Genomic DNA, 20344 nt, shown 5'->3' with positions numbered 1-20344 from the left:
CGCACCCGGTCGGCAACCGCGACCGGTAAGGCATCGATTGTCAGTCACGGTTGCCTCCTTCACTGGCCAAGAGGTGGTAGAGGACCGCCATGCGCACGTGGACGCCGTTGCGGACCTGTTCGGTGATGGCCGAGGCCGGGGAGTCGGCGACCGCCGAGGCGATCTCCATCCCGCGCAGCATCGGGCCGGGGTGCAGCACCACGGCGTGGTCCGGCAGCAGCCGCTGGCGCCGCTCGGACAACCCGTAGGAGATCGAGTACTCGCGCGAACTCGGGAAGAACCCGCCGTGCATCCGTTCGGCTTGCACCCTCAGCATCATCACGGCGTCGACGGCCGGCAGCTCGGCGTCGAGGTCGTGCGAGACCGTGACCGGCAGCGTCTCGACCCCGACGGGCAGCAGCGTCGGCGGCGCGACGAGCACCACCTCCGCGCCGAGGGTGCTCAGCAGGTGGATGTTCGACCGGGCGACGCGGCTGTGCAGCACGTCGCCGACGATCGCCACCCGGCGGTCTTTCAGCGAGCCGAGCCGCTCGCGCAGGGTCGCGGCGTCGAGCAGCGCCTGCGTGGGGTGCTCGTGGGTGCCGTCGCCGGCGTTGACCACCGCGGTGCCGGCCGGGGCGAGCCAGCCCGACAGGCGGTGGGCCGCACCCGACGCGGGGTGGCGGATGATCACGCAGTCGGCGCCCGCGGCGGCGAGCGTGAGCGCAGTGTCCCGCAGCGACTCGCCCTTGTTCACCGAGGAGCTCGACGCCGAGACGTTGATCACGTCGGCGCTCATCCACTTCCCGGCGATCTCGAACGACACGCGCGTGCGGGTGGAGTTCTCGTAGAACAGGGTGATCACCGTGCGGCCGCGCAGGGTCGGCAGCTTGCGGACCTCCCGGCCGAGCAGCGTGTGCTTGAGCTCGTCGGCGGTGTCGAGGACGGCCGTGGCGGTGTCGGCGTCCAGACCGTCGGTGGCGAGCAGGTGCTTCACCGGGATTCTCCTTCCGGCGCGCGGAGCAGAACCGCGTCGCGCCCATCCGTTTCGGACAGCAGCACGGACACGCCCTCGGCCCGCGCGGTGGGCACGTTCTTGCCGACGTAGTCGGCGCGGATCGGCAGCTCGCGGTGGCCGCGGTCGACGAGCACGGCCAGCTGCACGGCGCGCGGGCGGCCGTGGTCGCGCAGGGCGTCGAGGGCGGCGCGGATGGTGCGGCCGGAGAACAGCACGTCGTCGACCAGGATCACCACCCGGTCGTCGATGCCGCCGGGCGGCAGCTGCGTCTGCTCGAGCGCGCGCGGCGGACGGCGGCGCAGGTCGTCGCGGTACAGGGTGACGTCGAGGGCCCCCGTCGGGGGAACGACCCCGGAGAACTCGCCGATCTTCCCGGCGAGCCGGTTGGCCAGCGGAGTACCGCGCGTGGGGATGCCCAGCAACACGGGTGGGGCGAGTGGTGCGGATGAGGCATCGCCCGAAGTACCCGCACCGAGTGCGGTCTTCTCGATGACCTGATGGGCCATCCGGGCGATGGTGCGCGCGACATCGCCGGCCGAAAGAAGCTCGCGCTCCCCGACCGGTTCCGCCGCGCCACGCGGACGTGACGACAAGGCGGACCTCCTTCCCCGCCTCTCTGGACGGGTCCTTAAAGGACGTCGACTCCCAGCTCGTGCCGGGAAATCGCACCGACAGTAGCAGGAGCGGTCAATCAGCCTTCCGGGTGGTGTGCCCACGTCCGCGACCAGGTACGGAGACCTTCTGCTTGACCTGGTGACAACTATGCGTAACCATTACTCTGAGTATTCGACTCGAGGAGTCCCCTGACCGGTCACCACGACCGGCGTGGGGGTGAGGAAACGGAGAACCACCAGATGGGCGATTACGCCAAGGCGCTCGGGGCCAAGCTCCGCGGGATCCGCCAGCAACAGGGTCTGTCCCTGCACGGCGTCGAGCAGAAGTCGGGCGGCCGCTGGAAGGCCGTCGTCGTCGGCTCGTACGAGCGTGGCGACCGCGCCGTCACCGTCCAGAAGCTGGCCGAACTGGCCGACTTCTACGGTGTACCGGTGGTCGAACTGCTGCCGGAGGGCCGTGTGCCCTCGGGTGCCGAGCCCGCCACGAAGATCGTGATCAACCTCGAGCGGCTCCAGCAGCTGCCCGCGGAGAAGGTCGGCCCGCTCGCGCGGTACGCGGCCACGATCCAGAGCCAGCGCGGCGACTACAACGGCAAGGTGCTCTCCATCCGCACCGAGGACCTGCGCTCGCTCGCGATCATCTACGACATGACCCCCGGTGAGCTCACCGAACAGCTCATCGATTGGGGCGTCCTGCCGCCCGAGGCCCGTCCGTCCAAAGAAGACTGATGGGCGGCGGTTGCCCGACGCGGTGGGTGTTTTCGGCGGGGCACCGGAAACACCCACCGAGCTTCGGACACCGCCGGACCGGCTGCGGACGGTGATCAACACCACCCCGGCCGTCCCCTCGCACCCGCGTCTGCCGTTCCGGCGCGTGACCCGTTCGGGCTAGCGCTTCCGGGTTGCCGTGACGGTGAACCCGGGTCACCGGGTGACGCCCGAGCGGGCTCGAGCACGGCCCGGCGCCGGCTCTGCCACGCTCGGTGTGACGAAGACCTCTTCCGGACCCCACTCGTGAGGCTTCCTGGGGACACCAGCACAACGCCGAAGGCCGCGGCTCCAGTACGGAGCTCGCGGCCTTCGGCGGTTTTCGGCTGTTTTCGACTCCGAAGTCAGCGGGTCAGAGCACGGCCCGCAGGCGGTCGGCGATCGTCCCGATGCGCCCGAGCACGCCGTTGACGAAGCGCGGCGAGTCGTCGGTCGAGAGCTCCTTCGCCAGGCCCACGGCCTCGTCGATCGCGACGGGGTCGGGCACGTCGGAGGACCAGAGCATCTCGTAGACGCCCACCCGCAGCACCGCCAGGTCGACCGGCGGCATGCGGTCCAGGGTCCAGCCCTGCGAGTGCTCGGCCAGCAGCTCGTCGACCTGCTCGCGGTGGGTCGTGACGCCCTCCACGACGGTGATCGTGTAGTCGGCGACCGGGTCGACCTCGGTGGACCCGACCCGGTCGGCCAGCAGCGTGACCGGGTCGGTGCCGCGTTGCGAAGCTTCGTACAGCATCTCGACGGCACGCCGGCGGGCCTGCCGCCTGCTGATCGCACCGCCGCGGTTCGGGTGCGGCTTCTGTTTGTCCGCCATCAGTTCGAGACGCGGCCGAGGTACCGGCCGTCACGCGTGTCGACCTTGATCTTCTCGCCGGTCGAGACGAACAGCGGGACCTGGATCTCGGCGCCGGTCTCGAGCGTCGCCGGCTTGGTGCCGCCGGTGGAGCGGTCGCCCTGCAGGCCTGGGTCGGTGTGCTGGATGACGATCTCGACCGAGGTCGGGAGCTCGATGTAGAGCGCCTCGTTCTCGTGCACCGCGACCTGGACCTCGGTGTTCTCGAGCATGTAGTTGGCGTTGTCCGACACGACCTCGGCCGGAACCGTGATCTGGTCGTAGGTGTCGCCGTCCATGAACACGAAGTCCTGACCGTCCTTGTACAGGTAGGTCATGTTCCGGCGGTCCACGGTGGCCGTTTCGACCTTCGTGCCGGCGTTGAAGGTCTTGTCGACGACCTTCCCCGTCAGCACGTGCTTGAGCGTGGTGCGCACGAACGCACCGCCCTTGCCCGGCTTGACGTGCTGGAACGCGGTGACGGTCCAGAGCTGGCCCTCGAGGTTGAGGACGAGCCCGTTCTTCAGGTCGTTGGTGGTGGCCACGAGCTTTCGGTCTCCTGTGTCGATCTCTTCGTCCGCGGCCCGTCTCAGACGGCCACGAGGTCCTTGGTGCTCAGGGTGAGGAGTTCGGGCCCGGAGTCCCGCACGACGAGCGTGTCCTCGATGCGCACGCCACCGCGCCCCGCGAGGTAGACGCCGGGCTCGACGGTGACCGCCATACCGGCGGACAGTGTACCGACGCCCGTGGTAGCGAGGCTGGGCGCCTCGTGCACCTCGAGCCCGACGCCGTGGCCGAGGCCGTGCGCGAACTCCTCCGCGCGGCCCGCGGCGGCGATCACCGAGCGGGCCGCGGCGTCCACGTCGGACACGTCGGCGCCCGGGAACACGGCCGCGGTGCCGGCCGCCTGGGCGCGGTGGACCAGGTCGTAGAGGTCGCGCTGCCAGTCGGCGGCCTTGCCAAGCACGAACGTGCGGGTCATATCGGAGTGGTAGCCGTCGACCGTCGCGCCGAAGTCCATCTTCACGAAGTCGCCTTCGCGCAGCTCGGCGCCGGTGGGCTGGTGGTGCGGGATCGCCGAGTTGGGCCCGGCGGCCACGATCGTGGCGAACGACGGCTCCGACGAACCGTGCTCCAGCATGCGGTTCTCCAGGTCGCGTGCCACTTCCAGCTCGGTGCGCCCGGCGCGCAGGCCGCCGGACGCCAGCAGGTCGGCGAGCGCGCGGTCGGCCGCCGCGCAGGCCGAGCGCAGGGCCGCGACCTCGATCTCGTCCTTCACCGCGCGCAGCTGCTCGATCAGCCCGGGCGTCCGGACCAGCGTCACCTTGTCGAAGCGCACCTTGAGCGCCTCGTGGTCTTCCACGCTCACGTGCTGGCTCTCGAACCCGGTGCGCCCGTAGGTCGAGTGGGCACGGGCCGCGAAGTCGGCGAGCACTCGGTCGCTGGCGCGGCCCATCACGCGTTCGAGGTCCGGCACCTCGGACGCCGACTGGGTCGTGTAGCGGCCGTCGGTGCAGAACACGGTCTGCGCCTCGCCGCCTGCGTGCACGAGCAGCGCGGCGTTCGACCCGGTGAACCCGGTGAGGTAGCGGATGTTGAGCAGGTCGGTGACCAGCAGCGCGTCGACCCCGGAATCGGTGATCAGGGACCGCAGCGCGCCGCGACGGTGAGCGTGGGTTTCAGGCACCCGGCCAGCTTAGCCACGCGGATCGCGTGGTCCGGGGACGCTCGCGGCGGTCACTGTCCGCAAGCGGCCGGGCACCCGGAGCCGCTGCTCCGGGTGGACCACACGGCGTTCACCCGGTGGCACCTACACTCCGTCCATGCTGGGTGCCTGGTTGACTCGCGGGCTGGTCATGGCCGTCGTCCACGCCGCCGCCATGACGCTGCTCGCCAAGTGGTCCGTGTTCCACCCGACCGACCAGACGGTGATCACGTCCGTCGCCCTCGCCGTGCTGGTGGGCGTCGCGGCGCTGTGGAGCGCGATCGACGGCTGGCGCGGCAAGCCGGACCGCGGCCGGGCCTGGTTCATCGCGTCGCTGGTGGCCGGCGTCGTCTCCGGCATCCTGTACGTGATCGGGCGCGCGGTGTTCGTCGACCAGACCGGCACGTCGGAGCTGGGCGCGGCGCTCACCGGGGGTGCCGCGTTCTCGGCGCTGCTGGTGCTGGTGCCGGCCGGGCTGGGGCTGTTCGTCGGCTCACGCGTGCGGCGGCCGGCGCCGGAGGACGAGGAGCCGGAACCCGAGGACGACGAGGACGACGGCTCGGGCAGCCAGTCGGGTCAGCTGGAGCTGCCGGAGGCCGAGCCGGCCGGCGCGCCGCGGCCGAAGCCGTCGCCCGTCAGCCGCCCAGCGGGAGCCCGGGCGCGTAGGCGTCCCACTGTCGCGGGTCGGTCTCCGTCACCGCGGCCCCGTTGAGGTCCACGATCGTGGTGTCGGGCAGGCCGTAGAGCTCGTTGCCGAGCACCACGCCGTACCCGTGGCCGTACGAGTGCACCACGTTCGTGCCGGACTTCAGCGTCGTCTTCACGGGCAACCCGGCGACGGGCGTGAGCGGCCGGTCCACCACTTCGCCGGCCAAAGCGGCGGCGACCGAGCGGCGGTCGACGCGGATGCGCACCCCGCGGCGGAACAGGTCCATGCGGCGGTCCGGTGACGGCATCGCGACACCGTCGAACGTCGTGGTCAGGCGGTCGGGGCTCGAGCAGCCGCCGGCGCCCTGCACGTCGAGCCCGAAGTGCTTCAGGCTCGTCGGCGCGCCCGCGGAACCGATCGTGGTCGCGCGCACGACGTCGAACGAGACGGTGCCGCACGGATCGGTGACCGACGTCGGGGCGTGGCCGTCCGGGCGGCGAATGAGGCCGGGCCCTTCCTTCCACGCGCCGGGGATCACCAGCGGTGTGTAGGGCTGGAGGGTGAAGTCCTTGTCCCAGAAGGTGAGCGTGGTGCCGTCCGCGGTCTCGTGGGCGATCACGAACGCGTCGAGCGCGCCGACCCATTCGAGGTCGGCGCTGAACCCGTCGACCACCGAGCGTTCGCGCGGCGTGGCGGTGCCAGCGACGGGCGCGAAACCCTTGTCCCCCAGCGCTTCCACGCCGCTGCCGAACGCCGGGTCGTGGGAGCGGATCACGAACTGGCCGGCACCGTTCCAGCCGGCGGCGCGGCCGGTGGTGTCGGTGAACATGAGGTAGTACCAGCCGTCGAGGAACACGACCGAGGGCTGGCCGGCGCCGTAGACGTTGTCGCGGTGCACGTCGTGCGAAGGCCCGAGAATCGGCCGGCCGCCCGCCGCGCGGGTCCAGTGGACGCCGTCGGGGCTCGTCGCGAGGCCGATGGCGTTGCCGAGCGCGTGGTCGCCCGCCGCGCCGGTGTAGTACAGGTAGTAGGTGCCGCCGACGCGCAGCACGGACGGGTCGCACGTGTGCACGCCGTCGAACCCGCCGGGCGAACCGGACAGGACCGCGATCGGCGCGCCGCCACCGGGTCCGGTGAAGGGACCGTCGGCCGAGGGCGCCTCGGCGTACAGGATGTCGTCGCCGGGCGGGGCCGCGCTGCCGTACTGGCTGCACCACCACAGGCGGGTTTTGCCGTTTTCGACCATCGCCGTGGGGCCGTAGTTGTAGACCGCGTCGGCGGCTCCGGCGGCGACCACTCCGTTGCTCTGGCGGGCTTTCGCGGTCTCCAGGGGGACGTTCGCCACGCGCGGGGGTTTCGCCGGAGCAGGCTTGCCGCCCGCGATGCCGCCGTGGTCGGGTCCGTCGGCCTGGGTCTGCGCGTAGCTGTCGCTGCAGCCCGCCACCACGACCCCCGACAACGCCAGGGCGAACAGGGCTCGCGCGGGTCGCCGAACCCCGCCACGAAACGGGTGCATGATGGTCGAGTCTAACCAGTCCTAACCCGGTTGGGTGAACGCGTCCCCGTCTCGCGGGAGTTCGAGGGCAACAAGCTCGACCTCGAAGCCGTCGTCGTTCTCGAGGTAGGCCGCGTAGTGCGGTTTCCCGCCCGCGTAGGGGAAACGGTCCGCGAACAAGGGCCGCCAGCCGGGCCCGCCGGCCGCGAGCTCGTCGACCTCGGCGCGGGTGGCGACGTGCAGGGCGAGGTGGTTGAGGCCGGGGCGAAGGCGTTCGTGCGGTCCGGCGGCCATCGCGGGTGAGGCCTCCACCACGAGGTACGTGGGGCCGAGGCGCCAGCTGACGCCGTCGGGCCAGCGCTGGAACTCGCGCCACCCCAGCCGGCCCAGCAGCCAACCCCAGCTGCGTTCGGCGCGCGCGAGGTCGTGGACCCAGAGCTCGAGGTGGTGCGGCCGGCCGTGCGCGGTGGGCAGCGAGACGAGCACGCGGTGCACGTCGCCGTAGTGCACGCCGGAGCCGACGTCGAGGAAGCCGAGCCGGCGGGTGATCGCGAGACTGGCCGCGTTGTCCTCGTGGACGAGCGCCCACACGGCGGGCAGGCCCAGCGTGGCGAGGCCATGCTCCACGAGCGCGCGGGCGGCTTCGGTGGCGAAGCCCTTCCCCGCGTGCTTCGCGGCGACGAAGTACCCCAGCTCGGCAACGTCGCCGGGCAGCTCGGACGACGGGCGCAGATGGGCGACGCCGATGACTTCGCCCTCGTGCTCGACCACCCAGTGGCCCTGGCCTTCGGGCCCGTCGTAGGCGAGGCGGCGGGCCACCATGGCGCGGGCCTGGTCGGGGTCGGAGAAGTCGGCGGCGAAGAACCGGCTCATCTCCGGGTCGGTGAACACCGCGACCACGGCGTCGGTGTCGGCCTCGGTCAGAGCCCTCAGCCGGAGCCGGCCGGTGGTGAGCTCCTGAGTCACTTCGCGTTCGCTGCCACCCAGCGCAGCGCGAGGCCGTAGCCGTCGACGCCAAGCCCCACGATCACGCCGGTGGCGACGTCGGAGAGCACGCTGTGGTGGCGGAACTGCTCGCGCTTGTGGACGTTGCTGATGTGCAGCTCGATCAGCGGCGCGGACAGCTGCGCGGCGGCGTCGCGCACGGCGATCGAGTAGTGCGTCCAAGCGCCGGCGTTGAGCACGACCGGGTGACCGCCGTCGGCGGCCTCGTGGAGCCAGCCGACGAGCTCGCCCTCGTGGTCGGTCTGGCGCACCTCGACGTCGAGGCCGAGCACGGTGCCCGTCTTCACGCAGAGGGCGGCGAGGTCGTCGTGGGTCGTCGAGCCGTAGACGGCGGGCTCGCGCTTGCCGAGGCGGCCGAGGTTGGGGCCGTTGAAGACGAAGACCTTCACAGCAGAACGCTCCCGCCGCTCTTGGGGGCGTCGGCCGCGACCGCGGAGTACGCGGCGGCCAGCAGCGCCGGGTCCGGGCCTTCGAGGCGGCCGGGCTTGGCGAGCGCGTCGAGGACCACGAACCGGAGCACGCCGGAACGGGTCTTCTTGTCGCCCTTCATGCCTTCCATGAGCTGGCCCAGCGCGTCGGCGTCGTAGGTGGTCGGCAGCCCGATCAGCTTCAGCACCGACGCGTGGCGCGCCGCGGTCTCGTCGTCGAGGCGCCCGGCGAGGCGGGCGAGCTCGGCGGCGAACACCAGGCCCACGCTCACGGCCGCGCCGTGGCGCCAGCGGTAGCGCTCGCGGCGCTCGATGGCGTGGCCGAGGGTGTGGCCGTAGTTGAGGATCTCGCGCAGGTCGGACTCGCGCAGGTCGGCGGCGACGACGTCGGCCTTGACCTGGATCGAGCGGCGGACCAGTTCGGCCAGCACGTCTCCGGTCGGGTCGAGGGCGGCTTCGGGATCCTGTTCGATCAACTCCAGGATGCGCGGGTCGGCGATGAAGCCGGTCTTCACGACCTCGGCCATGCCGGCCACGAGTTCGTTGCGGGGCAAGGTTTCCAGCGTCGCGAGGTCGACCAGCACGGCACTCGGCTCGTGGAACACGCCCACGAGGTTCTTGCCGGCCTCGGTGTTGATGCCCGTCTTGCCGCCGACGGCCGCGTCGACCATGCCGAGCAGCGTCGTCGGCACGTTGACCAGGCGCACGCCGCGCATCCAGGTGGCGGCGACGAAGCCGGCCAGGTCCGTCACGGCGCCGCCGCCGAGACCCACGACCACGCCGCGGCGGTCGAGCCCGATCCGGCCGAGGACCTCCCAGCAGAAGCTCGCGACGGAGAAGGCCTTGCCGTCCTCGGCGTCCGGGATCTCCACGCGATGCGCGTCGAGGCCCGCTTCGGCGAGCTCCTCGCGCACGGCCTCGGCCGTGGCGGTGAGCGTGGGCGGGTGGATCAGCGCGATCTTCGACGCGTCGGCGAGCTGCGCGGTGAGCTCGGCGAGCAGGCCGCGGCCCACGAGCACGTCGTACGGGTGCGCGGTCGCGACGCGGATCCGGACGGGTTGGGACACGGGTTTTCCTCACTACTCCTGGAGTTGTGGCACTCCGGGTCTGTGTTGCTCAGCGTCCTACTGCTTGGGGACTTCGGCCGGTTCGATCGCGGCGACCGCGGCGGCCACCACCTCGGCGGGCGTCCGCTGGTCGGTCTCGATCTCGACGGTCGCCACCTCCCGGTACACCGGCAGGCGCGCGTCGAGCAGGGACTTGAACGTGGCGCGCGGGTTCACGCCCGCGAGCAGCGGACGCGCGCTCGACAGGCCGGTGCGCTGCACACCGGCGGCGAGGCCGACGTTCAGGAACACCACCGTGTGCTTCGCCAGCAGCGCCCGCGTCTCCGGGCTCAGCGGAGCACCGCCGCCGAGGGAGAGGACGCCGTCGTGCTCGTCGAGGGCGGTGGCGACGGCCTGCGCTTCGAGCGCGCGGAACGCCGGCTCGCCGTCCTCGGCGAAGATGTCGGAGATCGCGCGGCCGGCACGCTCGACGATGTCGTCGTCGGTGTCGCGGAACGCCACCCCGAGCGTCTCGGCGAGCAGCGGGCCCACCGTGCTCTTGCCGGAGCCCGGCGGTCCCACGACCACGGCGCGGGGGCTCACCAGCGCTCCTCGAGCGCCTTCAGGTAGCCCTCGGCGTTGCGCTTGCTCTCGGCCAGCGAGTCGCCGCCGAACTTCTCCAGCGCGGCGTCGGCCAGCACCAGCGCCACCACGGACTCGAGCACGACGCCCGCCCGCGGGACGGCGCACACGTCCGAGCGCTGGTGGATCGCGACGGCCGGCTCGCCCGTGCGCACGTCCACCGTGGACAGCGCCTTCGGGACGGTCGAGATCGGCTTCATCGCCACGCGCACGCGCAGGGGCTCGCCGTTGGTGATGCCGCCTTCGAGGCCGCCCGCGCGGTTGGAGCGGCGCGTGACGCCGACCGGGCCGGTGCCGCGGTCGATCTCGTCGTGGGCCTGGCTGCCCCAGCGCCGCGCGGTGGTGAAGCCGTCGCCGACCTCCACGCCCTTCATGGCCTGCACGCCCATGAGCGCGCCCGCCAGGCGCGCGTCGAGGCGGCGATCCCAGTGCACGTGGGAGCCGAGGCCCGGCGGCAGCCCGTAGGCGAGCACCTCGATCACGCCGCCGACGGTGTCGCCCGCCTTCCGCACGGCGTCGACCTCGGCGACCATCGCCTCGGTGCCTTCGGCCGAGAACGCCCGCACGGGGCTCTCGTCGATCGCGGCCAGGTCACCCGGCTGCGGCAGCGGCCCCTCGGGCGCGTCGGCACCGCCGATCGACACGACGTGGCTCAGCACCTCCACGCCCAGCAGCTGGCGCAGGAAGTTGCGCGCCACCGTGCCCAGCGCCGTGCGCGACGCCGTCTCGCGGGCGCTCGCGCGCTCCAGCACGGGACGGGCCTCGTCGAAGCCGTACTTCTGCATGCCGGGCAGATCGGCGTGGCCGGGGCGCGGCCGCGTGAGCGGCTCGTTGCGCGCCAGGCCGGCGAGCACCTCGGGGTCCACGGGGTCGGCCGCCATGACCTGCTCCCACTTGGGCCACTCGGCGTTCTCGATCTGCACCGCGATGGGGCCGCCCTGCGAGATCCCGTGGCGGACGCCGCCCAGGAACTGCACGTGGTCGGTCTCGAACCCCATGCGCGGGCTGCGACCGAACCCGAGGCGGCGCCGCGCGAGCTGCGCGGTGAGGTCTCCGGTGGTCACCTCCACACCAGCGGGCAGGCCCTCGAGCACAGCGGCGAGGGCGGGTCCGTGCGATTCTCCTGCGGTGATCCAGCGCAACACCCGGCAATCCTGTCACGGCTCGCGGGGCGCCTGACCAGCAGCCCCTCAGCTCGGCACCACCCCCGAACCCACCCCGGGGAACACAGCGCACGTCCAGGCCGCGACCACCAACGCCGGCCCGTGGGGCACACCACACCGAATCGCCCGTCGGGCGTAAGGCCCGTCCCTGGCTTGTGGTGGGTATGTCTCGTTGGTGGCCGATGCCGGATGTCCGCCCGGCGCGTCGTTCGGTGAGGTAGCCGATGCGGGACGCTTACCTGCGCGGGATATGCCCTTCGGCGAGGCGGCCGACGCCGGCTGCCCGCTCGGCGGTCCGGTACGACGCACCCGCTCGGCGATGGCCTTCACCTGCGCTCCCCCGGCCACGACGGCACTCAGGCCGGCCGCCGCCACCGCCGCGACCGCCACTGACGCCCAGCCCAGCGCACCCAGCACCGCGCCGAGCACGCCGGCGAGCTTCACGTCTCCCGCCCCGAGCTGCGCCGGCCCGACCCGGTGGACGGCGAGGTGGACACCACCGAACACGAGCACGCCCTCCGCCGCGCTCACGAGCAGCGTCGCCCCGCCCCCGCTCATGGCGGCGACGGTCAGTGCGGTCGCCATTACGGGATACGCCGCCAACGTCAACACATCCGGCAACCTCCGATGCCGGACATCCGCCAGGCACAACGGCACCCCGACCACCGTGAGCACCCACGGCACCGGCCACCACCACTGGGCCCAGCGCCCCTCCCGCCACCGCCACACGACGACGAGCAGCGCAGCCACCACCACGACGACAGCCACGACCGGCGACACCGGCGCACCCGCCCGTCTCAGCAACCACACCAGGAGGGGCACCACCGCCCCACCCACAACGACCATTCCCCAGGACATGCACCCACGTTCGCAGCGCCCGCCCGCCACGCCAAGCCGCGCCTGTCGCGAGTGGACCGCTCGCGCCGAAAACCCGCTCGATTCACTCGACCGGGGAACCCGAACCGGCCGGCAGACAGCGAACCGAGCCCACCCGGCCCGCGGCCGCGCGGTAACAACCCGAGCCGGTCAGCAAGTACGCGCCAACAAATCGAGCCGGCCACTCACGGCATCCGGAGGTCGCGCCAAGCGCCCAATGCGGCGTTCGGTGCAGACCACCTGAGCCGCTTGACACCACGTCTGGCCGGCGCCCGCGCGGCCACAACCCGCATAGATCGCCGTGCCAGGAATCGCCACCGCGAGCCTCCGCCGCCACCGCGACCGGCGGGCGACCCTGCCGCCCGAGATCGCCGCGGGCCAGATCGGCGGTAACCCGAGCCGAGCGAAGCTGCACCACGAATCGAGCCGCCCCGGCCCTCGGCCGCGGTAGCAACCCGAGCCGGCCAGCAACTATGCGCCAACAACTCGAGCCAGCCACTCACCGCATCCGGAGGTCGCGCCAAGCGCCCCGATGCGGCGTTCGGTGCACTGGGCGCACCCCATGCGGCGTTCGGTGCGTGGAACGCAGCCAACGCCACATTCGGGGTGGGTCGAAGCGAGTCAGCGAGTCAGCGAGTCATGGATAAACCAGGCGCATCAACGGTTTCCCCGTCCGTACGCTCCGGATCTCCAGAGACGCGATGTCCTGGGACTTCATCGGCGTGCCCACCACGACCTTGGCCGTGTTCTCCGGCAGGGCCTTCCAGGTGGCGAGTTCGGCCTCGGTGCCGTCGCGGCCGAGGGCGACGAGCGAGTAGTCCCCGCCCTTGCCGCCGCGGTAACTGCAGGACATTTCGACCTCGGTGCCCCACGACTGGGAGTCGATGCGGGCCGCGGCCTGGATCGGGTATTCGCCGAGGGCCGACATGGCGAGCGAGGGCGGTGGTGCGGCGACAGCGGGCGCGGCGGGCCGCGGGGACACGTCCGGCAGCGAAACAGACACCGCCAGAGCCACCCCGGCCGCGACGGCCAGCGCGGCCACTCCCCCGGTCACCCCGTTCCGGATCCGCCGGCGGCGCCGAACCTTCCGCATCAGCACCGGCAGCAAGTCCGGCATCGCCTGAGAGCCCGGCGCGAGCGAGCCCGGCACCGAAGGCACAGCGGGCAGGTCCGGCATCGACGGCACAGCCGGCAGATCGGGTTCCGAAACCGAATCCGAACCCGGCGTCGAGGACGTCGCCGGCAGGTCGGGCACCGACCGCGAGCCCGATCCCGGCACACCCGGCACATCCGAGCCCGGCACATCGGGCGCATCCGAGCCCAGCACCGGCACATCCAGCGCGTCCGATCCCGGCACACCCGGTACAACCGAGCCCAGCACCGGCACATCGGGCGCATCCGAGTCCGGCCCTCGCGAACCCGCCAGATCCGGTCCTGGCGCGGACCGCGAATCCGAACCCGGCGTCGAAGACGTCGCCCGCAGGTCGGGCACCGACCGCGAGCCCGATCCCGGCACACCCGGCACATCCGAGCCCGGCCCGCCCGCCACAACCGAGCCCAGCACCGGCACATCGGGCGCAACCGAGCCCGGCCCTCGCGAACCCGCCACATCCGGTCCCGGCGCCGACCGCGAATCCGGCTCCGGCAGAACCGGCTCCGACACCGACCGCGAAACCGGCTTCGAACCCGGCACGATCACCAGATCGGGCACCGGCCCCGGATCCCACGGCGTCCCCGTGCCGCCGCCGTCACGTTCGCCGGGCCCGAAGGCTCCCCCCGGCGAACCACCCCTGGTCTGCGCGAGCAAACCCGGGAGCCCGGCCAGCTCGCGGACCGCGGCGGCGCACCGGTCGCACTCCTGGAGGTGCTCCTCGAACGCCTGCCGGTCCTCCGGTGACAGCGCACCGAGCAGGTACGCGGCGTCGTAGGTCGCGAACTCGTCGGCGGTCACTGCGTCACCCCCCGCTCTTCCAAAGCCAGGCGAAGCGCCCGTAGCGCGTAGTGCGTGCGGGACTTCACCGTCCCCTCGGCAATTCCCAGGCGGTGGGCAGCGTCGGCCACCGAGTACCCCTGGAAGTAGCACAGTTCGAGCACCTCGCGGTGGCGCACCGAGAGCTCGCCGAGCGCGTCGGCCACCAGCCACCCCTGCACGGCCCGCTCGGTGCCGTCGGCCACCGCGCGCTCGGGCGGAGCGTCGGTGACGACCTCCGAGCGCGAGGTCGCCGACCGCCACCCGTCGATGGCGATCCGGCGCGCGACCGTGAACAGCCACGCGCGGGCCGAACCCTGTGATTGGTCCAGCACGTCGGTGTGCCGCCACGCCCTCAGCAGCGTCTCCTGCACCACGTCCTCCGCGTGGTTGCGGTTGCCGCCCGTCAGGTGCAGGGCGTAGGACCAGAGCGCGGCCGCGTGTTCCTCGTGCAGCGTGCGCATCAGCTGGTCCTCGACGTCGCTCCTCCCCACGGCAAGCCCCGGTCAGCGTCCGGCCGGCACCGCGTGCCCGCCGGAAGACTGCCTGGCGCGCACCTCCTGCACCAGCAGCACCAGGCCGCAGATCACGCACAGCGCCTCGGTGACCACGCCCCAGTACTCGAACTGGCTGTTGAACTGGTCGTGCATGCCGTAGAAGCCGACGGTCACCGACAGCAGGTACGCGAGCAGCGTCACGCCGCCGAAGCCGAGCGTGAAGAACGGCGGCACCCAGTGGTGCCAGAACAGCAGCGCGACGGCGATCACGATCCCGGCGATCCCGTTCACCAGGAACAGCGGACCGACCACGGCGATGTCCGAGTAGCCGCTGCCGAAGTACAGGTAGAAGTGGACCGCGGCGGACCCGACCAGCCCGATCGCGCCCAACCCTCGCATCCAGTTGGCCAGCATGATGTTCTCCTTCACCCCGTCTGAATCCCACTCCCCCATTACACGGAGACACGGGCGATCCGGTTCACCGGACAACGCTTTGCGGTGAACGGGTGAACCAGCCGGGCGATCATCTCGTTAGTAGGGGCATGACTGCCGAACTGCACACCCGCCGCTCCGTTCTCACCACCGGGGCCGCCGTCGCCGGCGTCGCCGTGGGCACCGTCGCCCTCGCGGCCTGTGGCGCCGGCTCGGACTCGGGCTCCTCGGGCGGCGACGCCCCCAAGCCCGGCGGGAAGGTGATCGCGCTGTCCGACGTGCCCGTCGGCCAGGCGAAGTCCGCCAAGACCCCCGACGGCCAGGACGTGATCGTGGCCCAGCCGACCGCCGGAACCGTGAACTGCTTCAGCGCCATCTGCACCCACCAGGGCTGCACCGTGAACCCGCCGCAGGGCGCCGAGATCCACTGCCCGTGCCACGGGTCGGTGTACGACTCGCTCACGGGCGCGGTGAAGAACGGCCCGGCCGAGAAGCCGCTGCCGAAGATCAACGTGAAGGTCGACAACGGAGAGGTCGTCACCGCCTGACGACGTAAACCACCCAACGCACGCGAAGGGCCCCTTGTGGACGATCACCGTCCAAGGGGCCCTTCGACGTGGAAAGCCTCAGCCGCTCCAGCTGAACAGCGGGTCGCCCGCCGCGACCGTGCGCCCGGGCTCGAGGCCCGCGAGCACGTCGGCCTGGGCGTCGAGCCCGACCACAGGCACGATCGGCGAGTACCCGGCGGCCGCCACGGCCTCGGGGTCCCAGCCGATCACCGGCTGGCCGGCGCGCACCGACTCGCCCTTGACCACGTGGAGGGTGAAGCCCTCGCCCTTCTCCTTCACCGTGTCGATGCCGAGGTGCACCAGCACGGCGCGCCCGTCCTCGGTCGCCACCACGAAGGCGTGCGGGTGCAGGGTCACGACGGTGCCGTCCACCGGCGCGACGGCGTCGGCACGCCCGCCGCTCGGCTTCACGGCGATGCCGGGGCCGACCATCGCCTCGGCGAACACCGGGTCGGGCACCTCGGTGATCGCGACGACCTCGCCCGCGACGGGGCTCAGGATCTCGAGGCTCACATCAGGTCCTCGATGTCGCTGGCGATCGTGTCCGCCTCGGGGCCGACGATCACCTGCACCGCGGAGCCCATCTTCACCACGCCCATCGCACCGGCGGCCTTGAGCGCCGCCTCGTCGACGAGGCTGGTGTCCTCCAGCTCGCAGCGAAGGCGCGTGATGCAGCCTTCGATCTCGACGACGTTGTCCACGCCGCCGAGCGCCGCGAGAATCTTCTCAGGCCTGTCATCCGCCATCGCGGCCTCCTCGTTTCCCGTTGGTTCCCCACGTGAGCCAGTGCGCTCCACCACTACTACGCCGTTCGTCGGCATGCACGTCGCCGCAGGCCACGAACGCATAACGGTGGTTGACACCCGCTCGCGAGGCGGAGCATCCTGCCCCATCGGAATCATTGGTCTAGACCGGAACGTACCAATCTTCCGGCGAAGACGCGAGCACCGGTCGCCCGGTGCGACGACACGAGGAGGGTGACACCGATGAGCGCTGCCGCGCACGTCCCGCCGCCCGACGGCGTCGACCGGGTGGAGCGGGTGATCAACGGGCCCACGCCCAAGCACGCCCAGCTGCGCGAGATCCTGCGCCGGTCCGTGGAGCGCGAGCTCCCGCCCGGTTCGCCGATCCCGTCGGAGCGGGAGCTCGCCCAGCGCTACGGTGTCTCGCGCCTCACGGTCCGCTCGGCGATCGGCAAGCTCGTCGAAGAGGGCCTGCTGGCCCGGGTGCGCGGCAAGGGCACGTTCACCGCCGCGCGCCGCATGGAGTTGCAGCTCTACCTGATGTCCTTCACCGACGACATGCGCCGGCGCGGGCTCACCCCCACCACGGAGGTGGTGTCCACGTCGCTCGAGGTCCCGCCGGTGACCTCGGCGCACGCACTCGGCCTCACCGAGGGTGTGGCGGCCCACCGGCTGGTGCGGCTGCGGCGCGCGGACGGCGTGCCGCTGGCCGTGGAACGCGGCTGGTACCACGCGGGCCGCACGCCCGGACTGCTCGACCTCGACCTCACCCGTTCCCTGTACGCCCAGCTGGCCGAGGCCTACGACCTGCGGCCGGACCAGGCGTACCAGACGGTGTGGGCCGAGTCCGCGGATCGCGAGACGGCGCGCCTGCTCGGCATGCGCACCGGCACTCCGCTCCTCGTCTTCCGCCGGGTCTCCAGCGCAGGCGGAGAGCCGGTGGAGGACATGACGTCCTGGTACCGGGGAGACCACTACCAGGTGACCATGCAGTTGGACCGGAACACCCCGGATTCCGGCCACCAACCCCACTACGGAGGTACCCGACGATGAGCGCCACCACCACAGAGGGGGCGAAGGGCAAGAAGAGCGGCGGCGGGCTCGCCGGGCTGCAGCGCTTCGGCCGCAGCCTGATGCTGCCCATCGCCGTCTTGCCCGCCGCCGGTCTTCTCAACCGGCTGGGCCAGGACGACGTGTTCGGCAAGACTGGCCTCGGCTGGGACAAGGTCGCGGCTGTGATCGGTGCCGCGGGCGGTGGCCTGTTCGACTGGCTGCCCCTGCTGTTCGCCATCGGTATCGCGGTCGGCTTCGCGCGCAAGGGCGACGGTTCGACCGCCGTCGCCGCGGTGGTCGGCTGGGTCGTGTTCAACAAGGTCATCCAGGCCATCGCCCCGATCAGCAGCCAGGAGGGCTACAAGCCCGGCTGGGAGGGCGCGCCGATCCACTGGCCCTACAGCGTGCTGACCGGTGTGATCAGCGGTATCGTCGCCGCCCTGCTGTGGCAGCGCTACTACCGGATCAAGCTGCCGAGCTGGCTCGCCTTCTTCGGCGGCCGCCGGTTCGTGCCGATCATCACCGCGTTCTCGATGATCATCCTCGGCGTGATCTTCGGCCTGCTCTTCAAGTACGTCGACCACGGCATCAACTCCATCGGCCAGGCCGTCGTCGGCTCGCCGGTGATCGGTGGCGGCATCTACGGCGTGCTCAACCGCCTGCTCATCCCGATCGGTCTGCACCAGCTGCTCAACGTGCCGGTGTGGTTCATCTTCGGCGGCGGCGACCTCAACAACTTCTTCGGCCACGTGCAGGGTTCCGGCACGTTCATGACCGGCTTCTTCCCGATCTTCATGTTCGCCCTGCCCGCCGCGGCGCTGGCGATCTGGCAGACCGCGAAGCCGGGCCAGAAGAAGATCGTGGGCTCGATCATGATCTCGGCGGCGCTGACCTCGTTCATCACGGGTGTCACGGAGCCGATCGAGTTCGCGTTCATGTTCGTCGCGTGGCCGCTCTACATCTTCCACGCGATCATGACCGGTGTCTCGCTGGCCGTGTGCAACGCGCTGGGCATCCACCTCGGCTTCTCGTTCTCGGGCGGTGCGATCGACTTCGCCCTGAACTCGTCGCTGGACACCGCGCACAAGGCGTGGCTGCTGATCCCGATCGGCCTGGTCTTCGCCGTCATCTACTACGTGGTGTTCCGGTTCGTGATCACGAAGTGGAACATGCGCACCCCGGGCCGTGAGGACGACACGATCGAGGCCGACCTCGACCGCACGGCCGCGAAGTAAGCTCACCAGCAGAAACCGAGAGAGGACGACCATGCCGGAGAAACGAGTCACCGTGGCCAGCAAGGTGGGCCTGCACGCCAGGCCGGCCGCGCTGGTCGCCAAGGCGGCCGCGGCGCAATCCGTCGCGGTGACCATCGCCAAGGCCGGCGGCGACCCGGTGGCCGCCGGCAGCGTGCTCAACCTGATGACGCTCGCCGCCGGGTTCGGCGACGAGGTGGTCATCAGCGCCGAGGGCGAGGGCGCCGACGCCGCGATCGACGCGGTGGCGGAGCTCGTCGCCACGGATCTCGACGCTCAGTAGGTACCGCTCCAGGGGCAGCCGCGAGGGGCCGTCCGTCGCCGGGAAACCGGCGCCGGGTGGCCCCTTCGCGCGTTTCCATGGTGCTTGCCGATCCGACCAAAAGGAGGCGGACACCCAACCGGAAGTCACCGCGCCTGCCAACGGTTTCCGCCGTGACTGTGGTCGGATCGGCAACAAGCAGCACAGTAAGGTGGGGGCATGGACAGCTTGCGCCTCATCGACAAGTGGCCGGTGGACCACGCCGCGGCCGGGGTGGTTTCCGCCGACGGCGCGGTGCGCGACCGCCGCGGCGATTCCGCCCGCGTGTTCCGGCTGGCGTCGGTGACCAAGCTGCTCACCGCGTACACGGCGCACATCGCGCTCGAGGAGGGCGTGGTCGAGCTGGACACGCCCGCCGGCCCCGAGGGCTCGACCGTGCGGCACCTGCTCGCCCACACCTCCGGCCTCGCCTTCGACGCGCACAAGGAGATGGCCCCGCCTGGCACCCGGCGCCTGTACTCCAACGCCGGCTTCGAGGTCCTGGCCGAAACCCTCACCGAACACTCCGGCATCGCCTTCGCCGACTACCAGCGCGAAGCCCTGCTCGACCCGCTCGGCATGACCGCCACGGCACTGGACGGCTCCCCCGCCTCCGGCGCCGCGTCCACTGTGGACGACCTACTGCGCTTCGCCGCCGAGCTGCAGTCCCCGAAGCTGCTCGCGCCCTCCACCCTCGCCGCCGCCACGGACGTCGCGTTTCCGGGGTTGAACGGCGTCCTCCCCGGCTTCGGCTACCAGAAACCCAACGACTGGGGTCTCGGCTTCGAGCTGCGCGACCACAAGTCCCCGCACTGGACCGGCTCCGCGAGCTCCCCGCGCACCTTCGGCCACTTCGGCCAGTCCGGCACCTTCCTCTGGGTGGACCCTGAAGCGGGCCACGCCTGCGTCGCCCTGGCGGACCGCTCGTTCGGCCCGTGGGCGGCCGAGGTGTGGCCCCCGTTCACGGATGCGGTGCTGGCCGAACTGAAGGCCTGACACACCCCCAACGCACCCAAAGCTGCATTCGTTGGCGCTCGACGCACCCAACGCCACATCGGGCCGCTCTGGCCCCCATCCAACCGCCGGCCGCGCACCCAACTCACCACCCACGCAGGCCCGGCGCACACCTCTCCACCGCCACCCACCTGCCCGACTCACCCCCCACCCAGGCCCCGTCCACCCCCGCAACCGCCACCCACCCACGCGACGGAACCCGCACCCAGCCCCACCCCGGCACCCCGATCCGAAGCCTCCTTGCGGCCGGCGACGTGTTGTCAAGGCACGCTTTCCCGCCTTGACAACACGTCACC

General features: G+C 71.6%; 23 protein-coding genes and 1 pseudogene. 7 read left to right on the top strand and 17 right to left on the bottom strand.

The annotated features are described in order from the left end of the window. Positions 1–40: 40 nt before the first annotated feature. Entirely contained in the window at positions 41–976 is a 936-nt protein-coding gene (locus AB0M56_RS47380; RefSeq protein WP_364189289.1) for an aspartate carbamoyltransferase catalytic subunit, read from the bottom strand. Beyond that, positions 973–1590: a bifunctional pyr operon transcriptional regulator/uracil phosphoribosyltransferase PyrR gene (pyrR, locus tag AB0M56_RS47375; RefSeq protein WP_364189286.1), complete on the bottom strand. Its 618-nt coding sequence runs from the start codon at positions 1588–1590 to the stop codon at positions 973–975. The genes AB0M56_RS47380 and pyrR overlap by 4 nt, the downstream gene beginning before the upstream one ends. A 261-nt stretch (positions 1591–1851) precedes the next feature. Here pyrR and AB0M56_RS47370 point away from each other — a divergent pair, with 261 nt between their 5' ends. After that, a complete protein-coding gene (locus AB0M56_RS47370) occupies positions 1852–2340 on the top strand; it encodes a helix-turn-helix domain-containing protein (protein ID WP_003096372.1) in 489 nt (162 codons plus the stop codon). Positions 2341–2731: 391 nt separating this feature from the next. On the opposite strand, the gene nusB is transcribed toward AB0M56_RS47370, so the two are convergent. From nusB to AB0M56_RS47355, 3 genes are read right to left on the bottom strand one after another with little or no spacing between them, the layout of a single operon-like run. Then, on the bottom strand, positions 2732–3190 hold the full coding sequence (gene nusB / locus AB0M56_RS47365) for a transcription antitermination factor NusB (protein WP_364189283.1): 459 nt from the start codon (positions 3188–3190) through the stop codon (positions 2732–2734). Next, the gene (gene efp, locus AB0M56_RS47360; RefSeq protein ID WP_364189280.1) at positions 3190–3753 is read right to left on the bottom strand and encodes an elongation factor P; all 564 of its coding nucleotides are present in this window, start codon (positions 3751–3753) and stop codon (positions 3190–3192) included. The genes nusB and efp overlap by 1 nt, the downstream gene beginning before the upstream one ends. 44 nt (positions 3754–3797) lie before the next feature. Next, on the bottom strand, positions 3798–4895 hold the full coding sequence (locus AB0M56_RS47355) for a Xaa-Pro peptidase family protein (RefSeq protein ID WP_364189277.1): 1098 nt from the start codon (positions 4893–4895) through the stop codon (positions 3798–3800). 136 nt (positions 4896–5031) lie between these two features. On the opposite strand from AB0M56_RS47355, the gene AB0M56_RS47350 reads away from it, so the two are divergent. Then, positions 5032–5625, top strand: a complete 594-nt coding sequence (locus AB0M56_RS47350) for a B-4DMT family transporter (protein WP_364189274.1) — start codon at positions 5032–5034, stop codon at positions 5623–5625. On the opposite strand, the gene AB0M56_RS47345 is transcribed toward AB0M56_RS47350, so the two are convergent. The 10 genes and pseudogenes from AB0M56_RS47345 to AB0M56_RS47300 all read right to left on the bottom strand — a co-directional run bounded on the left by AB0M56_RS47345 (position 5549) and on the right by AB0M56_RS47300 (position 15097). Beyond that, the gene (locus AB0M56_RS47345; RefSeq protein ID WP_364189272.1) at positions 5549–7078 is read right to left on the bottom strand and encodes a beta-xylosidase; all 1530 of its coding nucleotides are present in this window, start codon (positions 7076–7078) and stop codon (positions 5549–5551) included. The genes AB0M56_RS47350 and AB0M56_RS47345 overlap by 77 nt on opposite strands. Positions 7079–7099: 21 nt before the next feature. After that, positions 7100–8023: a GNAT family N-acetyltransferase gene (locus AB0M56_RS47340; RefSeq protein WP_364189270.1), complete on the bottom strand. Its 924-nt coding sequence runs from the start codon at positions 8021–8023 to the stop codon at positions 7100–7102. Continuing rightward, positions 8020–8451 (bottom strand): type II 3-dehydroquinate dehydratase, encoded by a 432-nt coding sequence (gene aroQ, locus AB0M56_RS47335; protein WP_364189267.1) that lies wholly within the window; start codon positions 8449–8451, stop codon positions 8020–8022. The genes AB0M56_RS47340 and aroQ overlap by 4 nt, the downstream gene beginning before the upstream one ends. Beyond that, a complete protein-coding gene (gene aroB / locus AB0M56_RS47330) occupies positions 8448–9557 on the bottom strand; it encodes a 3-dehydroquinate synthase (RefSeq protein WP_364189264.1) in 1110 nt (369 codons plus the stop codon). Before aroB ends, aroQ begins: the two co-directional genes overlap by 4 nt. A gap of 57 nt (positions 9558–9614) precedes the next feature. Beyond that, positions 9615–10139 carry a shikimate kinase gene (locus AB0M56_RS47325; RefSeq protein WP_364189261.1) on the bottom strand — a complete coding sequence of 175 codons (525 nt, stop codon included), beginning with the start codon at positions 10137–10139 and terminating at the stop codon, positions 9615–9617. Next, a complete protein-coding gene (gene aroC, locus AB0M56_RS47320) occupies positions 10136–11323 on the bottom strand; it encodes a chorismate synthase (protein ID WP_220238453.1) in 1188 nt (395 codons plus the stop codon). Before aroC ends, AB0M56_RS47325 begins: the two co-directional genes overlap by 4 nt. A 45-nt stretch (positions 11324–11368) precedes the next feature. Continuing rightward, positions 11369–12121: a prepilin peptidase gene (locus AB0M56_RS47315; protein ID WP_364189258.1), complete on the bottom strand. Its 753-nt coding sequence runs from the start codon at positions 12119–12121 to the stop codon at positions 11369–11371. 1891 nt (positions 12122–14012) lie between these two features. Further along, positions 14013–14168, bottom strand: a pseudogene (locus tag AB0M56_RS47310) (zf-HC2 domain-containing protein); the annotation flags it as partial. Further along, positions 14165–14650, bottom strand: coding sequence for a sigma-70 family RNA polymerase sigma factor (locus tag AB0M56_RS47305; RefSeq protein ID WP_364189255.1), 486 nt, complete (start codon positions 14648–14650; stop codon positions 14165–14167). The gene AB0M56_RS47305 and the pseudogene AB0M56_RS47310, both read right to left, overlap by 4 nt. Positions 14651–14692: 42 nt before the next feature. Then, positions 14693–15097, bottom strand: a complete 405-nt coding sequence (locus AB0M56_RS47300) for a hypothetical protein (RefSeq protein ID WP_364189252.1) — start codon at positions 15095–15097, stop codon at positions 14693–14695. Positions 15098–15225: 128 nt separating this feature from the next. On the opposite strand from AB0M56_RS47300, the gene AB0M56_RS47295 reads away from it, so the two are divergent. Beyond that, on the top strand, positions 15226–15663 hold the full coding sequence (locus AB0M56_RS47295) for a Rieske (2Fe-2S) protein (RefSeq protein WP_220238452.1): 438 nt from the start codon (positions 15226–15228) through the stop codon (positions 15661–15663). Between the two features lie 78 nt (positions 15664–15741). Here AB0M56_RS47295 and AB0M56_RS47290 read toward each other — a convergent pair whose 3' ends face one another. Both AB0M56_RS47290 and AB0M56_RS47285 read right to left on the bottom strand, forming a co-directional pair. Then, complete coding sequence (locus tag AB0M56_RS47290; protein ID WP_364189249.1) at positions 15742–16197, bottom strand: PTS glucose transporter subunit IIA; 456 nt, start codon at positions 16195–16197, stop codon at positions 15742–15744. Next, complete coding sequence (locus AB0M56_RS47285; RefSeq protein ID WP_364047580.1) at positions 16194–16505, bottom strand: PTS glucose/sucrose transporter subunit IIB; 312 nt, start codon at positions 16503–16505, stop codon at positions 16194–16196. Before AB0M56_RS47285 ends, AB0M56_RS47290 begins: the two co-directional genes overlap by 4 nt. 165 nt (positions 16506–16670) lie before the next feature. On the opposite strand from AB0M56_RS47285, the gene AB0M56_RS47280 reads away from it, so the two are divergent. The 4 genes from AB0M56_RS47280 (at position 16671) to AB0M56_RS47265 (ending at position 20030) form a co-directional block, all read left to right on the top strand. Then, entirely contained in the window at positions 16671–17480 is an 810-nt protein-coding gene (locus AB0M56_RS47280) for a GntR family transcriptional regulator (RefSeq protein WP_364189246.1), read from the top strand. Further along, positions 17477–18715 carry a PTS transporter subunit EIIC gene (locus AB0M56_RS47275; protein ID WP_364189244.1) on the top strand — a complete coding sequence of 413 codons (1239 nt, stop codon included), beginning with the start codon at positions 17477–17479 and terminating at the stop codon, positions 18713–18715. The genes AB0M56_RS47280 and AB0M56_RS47275 overlap by 4 nt, the downstream gene beginning before the upstream one ends. 31 nt (positions 18716–18746) lie before the next feature. Next, positions 18747–19016, top strand: a complete 270-nt coding sequence (locus AB0M56_RS47270) for an HPr family phosphocarrier protein (protein WP_364189241.1) — start codon at positions 18747–18749, stop codon at positions 19014–19016. A 198-nt stretch (positions 19017–19214) separates the two neighbouring features. Continuing rightward, positions 19215–20030, top strand: a complete 816-nt coding sequence (locus AB0M56_RS47265) for a serine hydrolase domain-containing protein (RefSeq protein WP_364189238.1) — start codon at positions 19215–19217, stop codon at positions 20028–20030. Positions 20031–20344 lie beyond the last annotated feature (314 nt).

It is taken from the genome of Amycolatopsis sp. NPDC051372, assembly GCF_040682095.1.
Lineage (GTDB): Bacteria > Actinomycetota > Actinomycetes > Mycobacteriales > Pseudonocardiaceae > Amycolatopsis.
Note: the sequence above shows the minus strand (reverse complement) of the source record. Positions and strands in the feature narration are given on the sequence as shown.